Origin of the sequence: Cryptosporangium sp. NPDC051539 (assembly GCF_044454545.1) — a bacterium.
Classification (GTDB): domain Bacteria; phylum Actinomycetota; class Actinomycetes; order Mycobacteriales; family Cryptosporangiaceae; genus Cryptosporangium.
In genome coordinates this window covers 1-13,033 of sequence record NZ_JBITDV010000027.1, presented here as the reverse complement: position 1 = coordinate 13,033, position 13,033 = coordinate 1, and the positions used below count along the sequence as shown (strand labels likewise).

At 68.7% G+C, this 13,033-nt stretch carries 10 protein-coding genes; 7 read left to right on the top strand and 3 right to left on the bottom strand.

Annotation, left to right across the window (positions count from 1 at the left end; translation table 11 throughout):
- Nucleotides 1-613 precede the first annotated feature (613 nt).
- Nucleotides 614-838 carry a hypothetical protein gene (locus ACIBZJ_RS42810; protein ID WP_395939361.1) on the bottom strand — a complete coding sequence of 75 codons (225 nt, stop codon included), beginning with the start codon at nt 836-838 and terminating at the stop codon, nt 614-616.
- Between the two features lie 83 nt (nt 839-921).
- On the opposite strand from ACIBZJ_RS42810, the gene ACIBZJ_RS42805 reads away from it, so the two are divergent.
- The 7 genes from ACIBZJ_RS42805 (at nt 922) to ACIBZJ_RS42775 (ending at nt 11,302) form a co-directional block, all read left to right on the top strand.
- Complete coding sequence (locus ACIBZJ_RS42805) at nt 922-1,980, top strand: hypothetical protein (RefSeq protein ID WP_395939360.1); 1,059 nt, start codon at nt 922-924, stop codon at nt 1,978-1,980.
- A 233-nt stretch (nt 1,981-2,213) separates the two neighbouring features.
- Nucleotides 2,214-4,025, top strand: coding sequence for a hypothetical protein (locus ACIBZJ_RS42800; protein WP_395939359.1), 1,812 nt, complete (start codon nt 2,214-2,216; stop codon nt 4,023-4,025).
- Nucleotides 4,012-4,740, top strand: a complete 729-nt coding sequence (locus ACIBZJ_RS42795) for a hypothetical protein (RefSeq protein WP_395939358.1) — start codon at nt 4,012-4,014, stop codon at nt 4,738-4,740. Before ACIBZJ_RS42800 ends, ACIBZJ_RS42795 begins: the two co-directional genes overlap by 14 nt.
- A 98-nt stretch (nt 4,741-4,838) precedes the next feature.
- On the top strand, nt 4,839-9,041 hold the full coding sequence (locus tag ACIBZJ_RS42790; protein ID WP_395939357.1) for a hypothetical protein: 4,203 nt from the start codon (nt 4,839-4,841) through the stop codon (nt 9,039-9,041).
- Entirely contained in the window at nt 8,984-9,253 is a 270-nt protein-coding gene (locus ACIBZJ_RS42785) for a hypothetical protein (RefSeq protein WP_395939356.1), read from the top strand. The genes ACIBZJ_RS42790 and ACIBZJ_RS42785 overlap by 58 nt, the downstream gene beginning before the upstream one ends.
- On the top strand, nt 9,250-10,293 hold the full coding sequence (locus ACIBZJ_RS42780; RefSeq protein WP_395939355.1) for a Wadjet anti-phage system protein JetD domain-containing protein: 1,044 nt from the start codon (nt 9,250-9,252) through the stop codon (nt 10,291-10,293). The genes ACIBZJ_RS42785 and ACIBZJ_RS42780 overlap by 4 nt, the downstream gene beginning before the upstream one ends.
- Nucleotides 10,294-10,387: 94 nt before the next feature.
- A complete protein-coding gene (locus tag ACIBZJ_RS42775; RefSeq protein WP_395939354.1) occupies nt 10,388-11,302 on the top strand; it encodes a hypothetical protein in 915 nt (304 codons plus the stop codon).
- Here the strand turns inward: ACIBZJ_RS42775 and ACIBZJ_RS42770 are convergent.
- Nucleotides 11,229-11,909: a hypothetical protein gene (locus ACIBZJ_RS42770; RefSeq protein ID WP_395939353.1), complete on the bottom strand. Its 681-nt coding sequence runs from the start codon at nt 11,907-11,909 to the stop codon at nt 11,229-11,231. The two genes, ACIBZJ_RS42775 and ACIBZJ_RS42770, sit on opposite strands and share 74 nt — an antisense overlap.
- Nucleotides 11,910-11,983: 74 nt before the next feature.
- On the bottom strand, nt 11,984-12,892 hold the full coding sequence (locus ACIBZJ_RS42765; protein WP_395939352.1) for a DNA-processing protein DprA: 909 nt from the start codon (nt 12,890-12,892) through the stop codon (nt 11,984-11,986).
- Nucleotides 12,893-13,033: the final 141 nt, after the last annotated feature.

The window sequence follows — 13,033 nt, the reverse complement described above, 5'->3', positions numbered from 1 at the left end:
CGGCGAGTAGCGCAGAGGACAAGTCCGCCTCGACCGCGAACAGTGCACATTGCGTGCCTGGGTTCAACGCAGACCACTCGCTGCAGACGGTCGGCGGCCGGGAGGGGCCAAGCGCCGTACCGAGACGGAGGTCGCGCCATACCTCGTTCATATTGGTCAGGTCCACATCGGTACCGTGCACCGGTTCAAGGGGCTCGAGTACCGGAGACTTTTATCGTCGCGGTCAGCAAGGACGTCCTGCCCACGCTCAAATCGAGGGCTAACGCCAGGAGGACCCGGCTCGCTACGACCGTGAGAAACGCAAGGCCAGAGCGCTGGTGTTCGCTGTCGCGACCCGAGCCCGCGACGCCCCGGCCATCAGGCGGAACGGGCAGGCCAGCCCGCTATTGCCCGATCCCTCGTAGCCACTTGAGGTGCGACGGCAACGGGATGGCTCGGCGTCGACCTAAATGCGGCGGTGTCCGGTGCCGTCGAGGAAGTAGAACTCGAGCGGCTCGGTCAGTAGCCGTACCCGCCGGAGGTACCGCTCGGCCCCATCGACGTCCTGACCGAACACCATGAACGTCTGGCGTGCATCGACCTTCTAGAGAAGCCAGATGTATTCGGCGATCGTTCACCACTTTGCGGCCGTCACGGCGATGTTCTTTAGCCCCTTCACGTCGCCGACGATCTCGCGGTCGGCGCTCACCAGGTCGAATTTCCACGGCGCCTGACCGGCGACCTCGACCTTGCGCTCCGCGAGGTCGACCTGCCAGATGTCGGAGAAGTAGCGGCGGGCGTAGTTTCGAAGGACCGCCAGTCGGAGACACCGGGAATCGGAACGCCGATCGTGGGCCAAGCTTCGACCATGGTTCCGCATTCCGATCGGCCGCCCGGTGGGCTCGACCGCTTCGCCGACTTCGCCGTCGACTCCAGCCCCGGATGGCCGACCGAGTCAACGACCGCCTTCTGAACGACAAGAAGCGGCGCGGGCGGACGCGAGCGCCGCTGCGGGTGGCGCCGGTTCCGGAGTTCGAGAAGCTGGGCGGCTATCGGACCGGTGGGATTCAGCTGGACCTGCTGCACGGACTCGGAAGGACGACCAGTGCGTTACCTGGGCTCCGGAAGGCGGGCACGGCAGGGTTGCCGGGGCTCAGCGCGCTGCGGTTGAGCAGCCAGTGGGCGATCGCGCGGTACCTCTGGCTCTTCGCCGACGAGGCGCATCTGCGGTTGTCGGAGTTGACCGAGGAGGTCCGTCGTCATCAGCGTGCGGTGCTCTCGGAGCACCTCGGCATCGCGCTGGCGACCGACCTGGTGGAGCTGCTGCTGGTCGGCAGCGACTTTCGGGTCGTCGATGGCGATGCGGTGCGTTACGACCCGTATCTCGAGGTGTTGGAGAAGGAACTCGGTGCCGAGCGCCCGGACTACTACTGGTACCGGGTCGTGGACAACGAGATCGGCGACTTGGCGATCGTCGAGGCCAATGGCTCCAAGAGCAGCAGCACGAGTATCGGCCAGCTCGCGCGCGGCGCCCGCCAGGTCTCCCTACCAGCGGCATTACAAGGGGTGCGTACCCGCCGCATCGTCATCGGCGCCTCCGCCACCCCCAGTGGCTACGTCAGAGTGACGGCCGTCGAGCTCAGCGGGGAGATCCGAAGTGACGACCGCGGGGAGATCGTGGCTGAGCTCCATGCCCCGGACGCAGCCACCGAACTCGACGAAGACTTGATCGCGTATTGGGACGCCCGCCCTCCGCAGCATCACGGCCGAGATCCCCGCGGGCTCGGCCGACGAGCCGACCGAAGCAGCCCACGACGCCCGGCTGCTGACCTTCGCCGGTCTGCCCCAGACCGTCGATACGATTCGGTCGAGCGGCCTCACCCGGCAATCCGCGCTCGCCGGCCTGGAGAGCATCGACGCGCTGGGCCGGGCATGGCGCGGGCATTCGTTCACCGTTCCCACGCCGACCGGCCCGCTGTCTTTGCGCACCGCCACCGATGAGGCGAGGCTCCGGGCCGCGATCGTCGAGTCGAGGGGCCCGCCGTCAGGCCCGTTCTGCCTCGCCACTGCCTGGCCGCGACGAACGCGGGTTGATCGCTGCGGCCGTTCGAGGACGCGCGGATGCGCGAGTGATCGCTACCGCCGCCGCGGACGGAACCCTCCTGGCTCTCTCCGGCAGCGCCGCCACGATCGGCGCCTTGATCGACGAGAACTGAAGGGCGAGCGGTGAGAGGGTGCTGACGGCTCGTAGTGCCAGAAGGGTCGGGAGGCAGCGCACCAGGAAACTTCTCAACTTCTCGACTGCGTGCTGGCCGGGTCAGCAAAGGCGTGTCGGCCTGCCCGAAGGTATCGATCTGACCGGGCAATGGATACATACCGTAGGCAGACCATCTCGTAGGATTACTACATCGCGGGTTATGCGCGTGAAGGACGGATACTCGCCGGGGGAGGGGCACGTGGCCGCCGCGTGGGAGCTGCCGGCGGAGGCGATCGGGTGGGACATCACGATCCCGACGGACGATGCCTCCATCGCGCGCCGGCGGCGCACGCTGGCCCCGATTCAGGTCCTGACCGATATCGAGCGTACGAAGGCCAGCCTCGACGGGGACTTCTGGCATCGCTACGACTTGTTCAACATCGCATTGGCGGTGATCGATCAGGTGGCGCTGGCGATGGGGATCTCGGAAGGCCGGACGTGGGAGGAGACCGTGGAGTACGCGGTCGGGCAAGCAGGCCGTCAGGCTCCGGACGCCGTCCCCGGTGAGTGGCGTGCGGTGGCCGATCGGGTCGTCGTCTCCCTCGTAACCACGGAGATGGAGGTCGTGCCATACCTCGTTCACGGCGATGACGGACCGGAGTGGCGGGCACAACGGTTCCGTCTCCTCTACGTGCACACCGCAGGAGAGGAGCGGATCGAGCACTTACGCGCCTCCGAGCAGGCCATCAATATCTTCGTGGAAGCCCTCGACCTGGACATCGAGGCCGCGCAGATCGCGAACGAAGCGCAGTTGGCGGCGCTGATCGCCCGGGGCGCGGTGGACTCGGCAGTGCAGATCGCCCGGCACGCCCGGTACCGGTCGATCCAGTATCAGGAGCGGATCCGGCGGATTATCGCCGACACCATGATCGACCCGGACACCCACGACTGGGTGGAAGGGGTGCCGGTCCTCCTCGACGCGGCGCTGGCTCACGTCCGGGAGCGGCTCGCGGCCGAGGCCGCGCTGATGGAGGCCGTCGCGGAACGACGCTTCGGGTTGGCCGACCCGGTGCGACTGGTCGCGGCCAATCAGTTGATCGAGATCCTCCGGGAGTGCCGGCATCGGCACGACGAGCTGCATCGGCATCTCATCGGTGCGCGAGGCCGCTTGCGGGCTGCGCTCGATGACCGCTTGGCACGAGCGCCTCGGACGAGCCGGCGCACGAATATCGGAACCGATCTCCTGCATCCGTACCTGGCCCGTTCGACTGCGGAATGCGCTGATCTCGCCGACCGGATGCTCGCGGAGGTGGGTGGGATCTCGGCCCGGTGGTGGCCGTCGCTGGCGACGATGACCGACGAATTGTGTGCTCCGGCGCGAGTTCCTGAGCCTGGTGCGGAATTCGTCCCTCCGGTAATCGTTGACGACGACGAGCCCGCGTGGTGGGAGCCGTACGAGGCCACTGCCGATGCGTTGATCGATGGAATCGCCGGACCCGTTCTGCTCTCTCAGCTGATCGCGCGAGCCGAGGAATCCGCCGCACAGACCAGCGACGAGGACGGCGTTTCGCTGGATCCGTGGCGGCTAGTCGCTGCGATCACCCATGCCGCCCACCGTTGCTGGGCGACTCACCTGGCCGGTCGCTCGGCCGGTGACCGAGTCGTGGTGGCGATCACCACCGGATCCGGGATCGAGACCGACGTCGTCCGGGCGTCCGATCTCCTGCTGGTACCGGCTCTCGTGGCCGCCGACATCGCCCGGCCGGTGGAGCGCCGCCACGCTTCGTCCTCCGACGATGATTCCGACGACGTTGACGAGGGACGGGACGGCGTCGATGAATCCTGGTAACGCCGCCGATGTCGGCCGGTTCGTGGGATGGGCAGCCCGTCCCCGCGAGGTGCCGGGCCGGCATGAGGACTACTACCGGCTGGTGGGCCGTTATCGCAATGACCCGGACTTCGCGGCCGACGTCAATGACTTCTTCAACGGCGCGGGGATGTACCTCACGGTCGACGAGCGCGACGGGATCATCGCGACGGCCCAGGCGGATTCGCCGCTGAGGGTGACCACGGCGGACTTGATGAAACGGGCGCAGCCACACCACCGCGCCGTGATCGGAGCGGTCCTTCTCGCGGTCGCGCGCGTCGCGTATCCGGAGACGGTGATGCTCGACGACCCGGATCGCGTGGCGGTCTTCACCACGCAAGCGGTGGTCGATGTCCTCGACCGTGCCGCGCAACGCCACGCCGATTCCTCCCGCGAGGATGCGAGCATCGACGAGAACGACGTAGAGGCGTGGCGCCGCTGGTCGGAGCTGGCCGCAGCACGCGCCAACGCCCAGCGGCGGTCCACCGGCGACCGGCAAGGCGCAGTAAACCGGGTCTGCAAATTCCTTGCCGACAGCGGCTACCTGACCTCCCGCGGTGAGGTCGATGGCGGCACATGGCTGGCCCGTCCCCGGTTCCGTCATGTCGTATCCGATCTCGCGGAGGATTCCGAGCTGTACGCGCGGATCAACGGACTGCTCGACGCCGATGGCAGCGAACCCGGAGAGCGTCCGTGACCGACCCCGCGCCAACGCTTCCCCTGGATCTGCTTGCTCCTCCAGGCGCCGCGCAGGTAGGGGACCGCCTGCCGACCCCTCCGTTGCGCTTGCGCCGAGTGCGGCTGCACGGCGTCGGACCTGACGGCGCACGGTTCGATCCGCTCGACCTGGACTTCGCGACGCGCGACGGAGCTGCCGCCCGTGTGCTGCTCTCCCTGACCAACACCGGCGGCAAGTCCACCCTGATCACCCTCATCTGCAGCGTCGTGGTCCCGGCCGCGCGCGCCCAGATCGGCGGGAAGAACCTGGGCGACTACGTGCTCACTGGCGACACCTCGCACGTTGTGTGCGAGTGGGAGGACTCCAGCACCGGCGTCCGGGTCGTGACCGGCACGGTCATGGAATGGAAAGACGGGCGACGGCAGCCCGGCTACAAACAGCGCTCGATCACGAACCTTCGGCGCGCGTGGTATCTGTTCCGCACCGGGAGCACCCAGCCGGGCATCACGGACCTGCCGTTCGTCGTGGACGGGCGGCGCAACACGCTGGAGTCCTACCTCACCGCGCTTGAGGCGTTGCTCGCCGCCAATCCGAAATCCCGGTGGGTCGTGGCCCGCACGCAGCCGGACTGGGCCGACGCGCTGGAAGCGCAGACGAGCCTGGACCCCGTCCTCTTCAGCTACCAGATGCGGATGAACGACTCCGAATCCGGCGCGGAGAAGCTGCTCGCCACGTTCAACAGCGCGGACAACGTCGTGCGGTTCTTCGTCGCCGCGCTCAACGACGACCGGGAACTCGCCGATTTCACCAAGAAACTCGGACCCTACGCGGAGCTCGCCGCGCAACGTCCGAAGCTGGAGGGCTTGGCCGGTTTCGGCGGATCTCTCGCCCCGCTGGTCGAGAATGTCGCTGTCCGAAGCGCCGCCCTGGCCGATGCCGCCGCCGCCGCGCTCACCGCCCGGATCGCCGGAGCCGATCACGCGACGGCACTGGCCAACCGGGTTGCGGAGGACGGCCGTGCGTTGGCCGAGCTGGAGACGGAGGTGACGCGTGCGGCAGAGGCCGCGGTCAAAGCTCGACGCGAGTATGCGCAGATCAGCGACATTCGCCTCCAACTTCTGCTGGAGCAGGCGCGAGCGCACCTCGCGGTAGCCACCGAAGCCCTCCGAACCCGGACGACGGCAGCGACCCAGGCGTTCGCGGAAGCCGAGGCATGGGCCGCGGTGGACGCCGTCCTGGACGTGGCGACAGCGCGCAAGGCCCGAGATTCGGCTCAGCTCGCCTACGAGGCCGCCGACGCGGGCCTCGGGCCGTTACGGGATCAGGTCGCCCACGCGGTAGCCGCCCTGGCGGGGCGTCTGGATGGGCTGGTGAAAGAGGCCGGCGAGGCCATCACGGCGGCCGACACCACAGTCACCGATCAGGAGGCCGCACGAGACCGCGCGCTCGAACAGGAGAAGGCCGGCGATCGGCTGCGTGAAAAGGCTCGCCGCGAACTCAGCGAGATCGAGCGAGCTACCCGAGCCGCGGAAGAAGCGCTGGAAGCCGCGGCCCGAGCGGGGTTGCGGAAGGCCGGTGAGCCGCCGGACCGATGTGAAGCCCGGTGGCGGGCAGCCGTCGAGACGGCCGAGAGCACCGCGACGGAGGCAGACGCAGAGGCAGACTCCGCCGAAGCTGACTTCGATACAACCCAAGCGGCGCTGCAAGCCGACACGCCCCTGCTCGCCGGCCTACGTCAAGCTGCGGACGAAGCAGAACAACGCAGGACCGCGTTCGACGACAGTCTGTCTCGCCTGGCAGCTGATGCCACCGTGCTCTCGCTCCTGAACGGGACGCCCGAGGACAGCGACTCCGTCCAGCGCGCGGGCAACCTGGCGACGGAGGCCGCGCAGAAGGCAGACGCCCGCGCAGCCACGCACGAGAAAACAGCACGAGAGGCCGCTGACGAACTCGCGCACCTCGACGAGGCCGGCACCGCGCCGACGGGGCCCGACGCACTCGCAGTGCTGGAAACCCTGCTCACCGCGCGCATCGGAGCGGTCGCCGGCCTTAGCTGGATCGAACGCAACATCCCCGATCCCGCCGACCGGCCCGCGGTGATCGAGGCCCGGCCGGACCTCGCGGGCGGCGTCGTTGTCCTGGACCCAGCGCGATTCTCGGACGCGGTCGCCTGCCTCAAGACCGCCGCGCTCCGCACCCGCACGCCGGTAGCGGTGAGCAGCACGGCCTCACTCGTAGCCATACAGTCCAGCCGGCCCGGCGACGACATGCGTTACGTGGTCGTACCGCACCGCGCGACCTGGGACCGCGATTGGGCCGCCACCATCCGGGGCGATCTCGAAACCACCGTGACCAGCGACGGCGCAGCCGCAACCGCGGCCCGCCAAGCCGCGCAACGCTACCGCTCGGTCGCGGCGGAATGCGGAGTGCACGCCGAGCGATGGTCGGGGACGACGCGCGCCGATCTCCTCACGGCGGAGTCACAAGCCGTGACTGACTATGCCAAGGCCGACGGCAACCACCGCGAACTCGTCCGGCAGCGCGACGCCTACCGGCGGGCCGCCCGCGACAACCGCGAGCTGGCCGCCATCGCCCGCCGCGAGCAGACGGCGGCGGAGAAGAAGGCAGGCAGTGCCGCTGAGCTGGCCGCGGTGACCGGGGCCGGTGCAGCTGCCGCCGCCCGCCGGCTGTCTGCCCAGACCGACCTGAGCAGCGCGCAACGCGCGATCAACACCGCACTAGCAGATCGGCAGGCCGCCACCGAGGCGATCAACGCGGCCGTCGAGCGCCGCGCCAGAGCCCGCGCGGACCGCGGAGCCTGGCAGCGACAGCGAAATGGCTTAGGGATCGATGCCCCCGGACCCGACCCGGGCGGCAACCTCGCCGTCGTCGAAACGGAGTGGACCAGCCTCCGCGACGAGCTGTCTGCCGCTGAACACGGACTGATCGAAGCCGAATTCCTCCGCCGGGCCCGGCAGGCACTCGCGGACGCGGTCGATCGCCGCGATCGATTCGCGACCAGCACGATCCTGCGTGCCACCCAGCTCGCGGACACTACTGAAGCGTCGTCGAGAGAATCCCTGAACGGCGCCCAGCGGCAAGCCCACGCTGACGCCACAGCAGCCGAAAAGTCCCGTGTGCGCGCTGAAGCCGCCACCGAGCAGGCGACGGCCGCAGTGGAGGAGGCAGCACCGGCTGCCTCGGACCGCCAGAACCACGTCGACCTGGCCCATACCGACTGGCAGCCGGAAACGCCCGAAGCTATCCCATCTCTTCTCGAGCGGCTCGAAGGTCACAACATCACGGTGCGCGATCGTCGGGATGCCGCCGAACAAGCCGAAACCGACGCGAAGGAATTGCACGACGCGATCGCAACGGACGTCGTCGCGTTCAACGACACCATCGGCATGTGGACCTCGGATCGGGTGGCTGGCGACCACGTCTACCGGGGTTCCACCACGGACGCGCGGACCCGGATGCGCGATCTGCTGGGTACCTACCGGACGGCGGACGACGCAGAGCGGAGTGCTCGTGACCAGCAACGCGACGCCATCACCGCGGTCCGTGCCGCTGCTTCAGACGCTCGCTGGCGCCACGTTGACGCCCCCGCCGCGATCCGGCTCCGGACTCTGAAGGACAGCGACCTCATCGCCGAGGCTGCGCAGCTCGGCCGCCGGGTCCAGGCGATCGCCGAATCCGCGAAAGGCGACCTGGAAAGCCTCGACACGCACCGGACCATCCTGCGCGACGGGCTCCTCTCACTCTGCCGCGAGCAGCGACGACTTCTGCGGGAAGTGACCCGGGCCTCGCGGCTGCCCGCCGGTCTCGGCGACATCTCCGAGGCCCCGGCAATCAAGATCCGCTTCGACGGGGCTCGGACGAGGAGGCACTCGGCCGCCTCGCCGACCGCATCGACTCCTGGGCCGTGGAATTGGCCGGCAACCCCAAGCGCAGCGGCTCAGCCGACGTCCGCGCGCGATGGCTCGCCGACGCCCTCCGGGACACCGTCGTCGACCGGGCCCGAGCAGGCGCCTGGTCCATCGAGATCCTCAAACCCCGCATCGACGGACGCGTGGTCTATTGCGCGCCGGACCGGATTCCGCATGAATTCTCCGGCGGGCAAGTCCTCACCCTCGCCGTCCTGGTCTACTGCGCGCTCTCCGGGGTCCGCAGCGCGCACCGCCCCGGCGGTCGGCGCCCTCCCGGCACTCTCCTCCTCGACAACCCGTTCGGTGCCGCCTCCGCCGAGACACTCATCGCCATGCAACACCGCCTCGCCGCCCACACCGGCCTGCAACTGGTCTGCGCCACCGGCTTGAACGACGCCGGAGTCGACGCCGCCTTCACCGGACCCGGTTCGGTCATCGTCAAGCTCCGCAACGACGGCGACGTACGCCGGAATCTGTCCTTCCTCCACCTCCGCGACCGAATCGTCGACGGCCAGGACATCCCGGCGACCCTCACCGGTGGGCACGAGACGACCGCAGCGCAGAACTGGGTCGAGGCCACCGGCTACGAGGTCCGGCGGTGACCGGTCAAGCAGTCCGCTCCGGCGAAGTTGACGCGCTGGGTAATGCCTTGCGCGCGGCCGAGTCCGTCCAGATCACCCTGGACCGGGTCTGGTCCCTCTGGCTCATCGCGGCCCCACGCCTTGTCGGCGACGCCACGCAGACCGCAGCGCTCTACGCGGCGCTTCACCTGTTGGCTGAGGCCGGAACGGTCGAGCTTCCGTCCGACTCCTGGGATCAGTCGACGCGCCCGCCGCTGCCGCGCTTCGTGAAGATCCCCGCTGCCCGTCAAGCAGTCCGACGCCGGGAATGGATGACCTATCCATGGAGTCATGAACTCGGCTGGGCCTCGACGCTCCCCACGCTCTCGGCAGATCGATTCCGCGATCTGGTCGCTCTGAACAGCTGGCTGGCGCGAACCCGCGGCTTGAACCCACCGACGGTGCCCCTCCGATATCGGTCCGTGGAAATCCTCGGAGACGAGAAGCGCCTCGAGAAAATGGTGAAAACCGACCTCTTCGGACCTGGTCGGCTCGCCCTTGCCCTGTTCCACTGCGTGCGGATCCCCGCACCCCTTCCCGCAGCGTTGGTCGGGCAAGGCCCTGACGTCCTCGTCGTCGAGAACAGCGACACCTATTGGGCGGCCGTCGAACAACTCCGCGCGACCAGCGACCACCCGGTCGGCAGCGTCGCCTGGGGAAGCGGCAAAACGTTTCCCTCCCAAGTCGACGCTCTGAGCGTTGACGTCGGCGGGCGGGGCCCAGTCACCGGCCGCGTCTGGTACTGGGGCGACCTTGACCCGACCGGCCTGGAGATCGCCGGCACCGCAGCAGACGCTGCTGCACTCGCGATCTTCCCGGCCAGGACGCTCTGGTCGGCGATGGCCGACAGACCCGTGCAGGAATCGGGACGCATCGACTGGACAAGAGCCTCTGGCCGTGGCTGGCTCGGCGATGAGCTGTGGGACGAGCTCGCTCCTGTCCGGAATTCTGCCGGTCGGGTCGCGCAGGAGGCCGTGCCACCGGAAGCAATCGTCGCCTGGGCTCGCGGCCTCGACCACTAAATCAGGCATTGGTGAAGGCGAGGCGGCGGGCGAGGAAGCGGCGGCGTTTGCCTTGCATACGTTCGAGGAGGGGAACGCTGGCGTCGAGATAGTCGTGAAGCTCGACGTGGGTCTTGGCGGCGTTCGTTTGGCGCATCACGCGGCCGACCCGCTGGATGGTGAGTCCTTTGAATCAGACCGGGCTGGTGAGGAACAGGGTGTCCAGGCGGGGGACGACGAAGCCTTCACCTGCGACTTTGTCGATCGCGATGAGAACCAGCGGCCGGCCTTCGTCGGCGGCGAGGGTGCTCCGGACGGCATCGCGTTCGGTCTTGGTGAGCCGACCGCGGAGGGTCAGCCGTTCCAGGCCGTGGTCGCGGAGGCGGGCGGCGAGGGGGTCGATGTACTCGATGCGGTTGGTGAGCACGATGCTGTGCCGGCCGCGGCTGTGGGCGTCGCCGATGTCGGTGGCGATGAGGTCGTTGCGGACCGGGTCGGCGGCGAGTTAGCCGTCGATGGCCTAGATCGAGGCGCCGTCGGCGCCGGGTTCGGTGGTGGTGAATCCGGTGAGGTGGACGGTGAGCCGGTGCGAGAAGTGCTGTTCGGCGGCGATCTCGCGCCGGAAGAGCAGACAAGCATCGTGACGATGTCGTCCATGCCGTCAGCGCGGAACGGGGTAGCGGTCAGGCCGAGCCACCGTCTGACCCGGATGTTGCGGATCGCGGCTTCGGCGAGGCGCGCCAAGGCTGTGGCATTCGTCCACGACGGTCAGACCGTAGCCGTCGAGTATGCCGTCGGTGGCGTCGCGGTGCGTGATCGTCTGCAACATGATCAGATCCACTACGCCGCTGCGGCGGTCTTTGCCACCACCGAGGCGTCCGACCGATGGTTACGCAGGCCGGAGAACGCGGAGACGTCCCGCAAAGCCAGGCGTAGGCGGGCGGAGGCGGCTCGCGTCACGCCGGGCAGGCTGCGAGGGTCCAGGGACAGACTGTCCAGTCGTACGGGATCGTGGGCAGCACTTTCGTGAGGAAGGCTTTGTTGGGGTCCCACTGCGGTGACAGGACTCGCCCGACAGCGAGGATCGATACCTGACCGACGCCGGACTGCTTGAGCAGAGCGGCGAGGGATTGGCTGCTTGCGCCGGACACCCAGGCGTCATCGATCACGACGACGTGGGACGGGGGCCGTCCGCCGGGCTCGATGCCCCATGCTCCGGGTTTCAGCGCACGACCCGGGCCCGAGCCGACCAGGCGGGCCCGGACCTCGGACTGGGGCGTCCTCGCCAGACCTCGTACCAGGTCGGTCAGCGTGGTCCTGTTCTTGGTCGAGGGCACTACGGCCCAGCCGCTGTCAGCGGTGCCCGCGAGCATATTGGCGCAGGTGAAGTGCGCACGGAGGCCGATCGCGAGTAGTGCCCGCACGGTCGGCTCGAAGACCGAGTTTGTGCGTGGCTCTTTGTATCCGCGCAGTGCGCGATACGTCTGCGACGATGGTTCGTCGGCGTACACGAGGAAGCCGGCTCGGTCGGCGAGCGGCAGTCCGCTGCGGCGGTGCGTGAGGCATTGGACGCACAAGCGGTGGTCGTCGACCGGGAGAGCACACATCTCGCACGCCGACCAGTCACCCGTAGTCACTGAGTGCAGGTAGCTGCCCGCGAGGTGGTTGAGATCGGTTCCGACCTTCGCTATCGGTTCTGGGAACTGGCGGGTCACGCCGAGGCCAGCTCGTCCAGCGCGTTCATCAGCCGCCGGGGAGCCTCGCGGACATCAGTAATTGCCTGCGCGAGTTCGTCGATGGAGCCCACCACATAGACACCGGGCCGGTCGGCCAGTGCCTTGCCCCAGGTGGTGGCCGCGACGACCCGGTCGGTGAGAATGACCGGCCGTCCATGTTCCCCGGCGACGCGGGCCTGGATACGGGTGCCGGAGTGCTCGCCCGCCTCGATCACGAGGGTGGCCAGCCCGTACCCGGACATCGTCGCATTGCGCATCGGGAACGACTGCTTGGTCGGCGGCGCGTCGGGGTAAAACTGCGACAACAGCAGCGCGCGTTCGGCGATCTCGCGCTGCAGTGCCCGGTTGGACGCCGGGTAGGATCGGGTGATCCCGGTCCCGAGGAACGCGACGGTACGCCCGCCGGCGTCCAGCGCGGCCCGGTGCGCGGCCGTATCGATGCCCGCGGCGAGGCCGGCGATCACGCTCAGCCCCTCGGACACCAGCATGCGCGCGGCGTCGGCTGCGAGCTTCAGACCCCAGTCGGTAGCTGCCCGCGAGCCCACGACCGACATTCCCTCGTCCTGAATGCGCAGTTTGCCCTCGTAGAACAGGAACGGAGGGACCTCTCGGATACCGAGCAGACGCGATGGGTACTGCGGATCGAGGATGCTGACCCAGCGATACCCGGCCTCGTGCCAGGCTCGCACGTCCGCCTCGGCCAGCGTGAGTTCTTCCGCGGCGTCCTCGGCGGCGAAGAGCGCCCCATCCGCAGGCTCCTCCAGCAGCGCGACGGCGCTCCCGGCCGCGGCCACGTCGGCAGCGATCTCGTTCCAGCCCACGCTCGCCGCCCGCCGTCGCAGCAGGGTCAGCAACGCCGCGAACTCCCGATCACCCGCGTCCATGTCCGCAGCCTAGCCGCGGCCCCCGACGAAACCGGCAGCCCGCCCCAGGGCCCCGGCAAAGTCGTTAGGTGATGCCGAGTAGGGCCAGGGGTCGGGTGCTGTCGCGGGCGTGGTGTCGGGTGGCTGCGGCGATGTTGGTGA

Excerpts from the sequence above, each read along its gene's own strand:
- ACIBZJ_RS42765 (WP_395939352.1), bottom strand. The coding sequence starts at position 12,892 with ATGGACGCGGGTGATCGGGAGTTCGCGGCGTTGCTGACCCTGCTGCGA.
- ACIBZJ_RS42785 (WP_395939356.1), top strand. The coding sequence starts at position 8,984 with ATGCAACACCGCCTCGCCGCCCACACCGGCCTGCAACTGGTCTGCGCC.
- ACIBZJ_RS42795 (WP_395939358.1), top strand. The coding sequence starts at position 4,012 with ATGAATCCTGGTAACGCCGCCGATGTCGGCCGGTTCGTGGGATGGGCA.
- ACIBZJ_RS42805 (WP_395939360.1), top strand. The coding sequence starts at position 922 with ATGGCCGACCGAGTCAACGACCGCCTTCTGAACGACAAGAAGCGGCGC.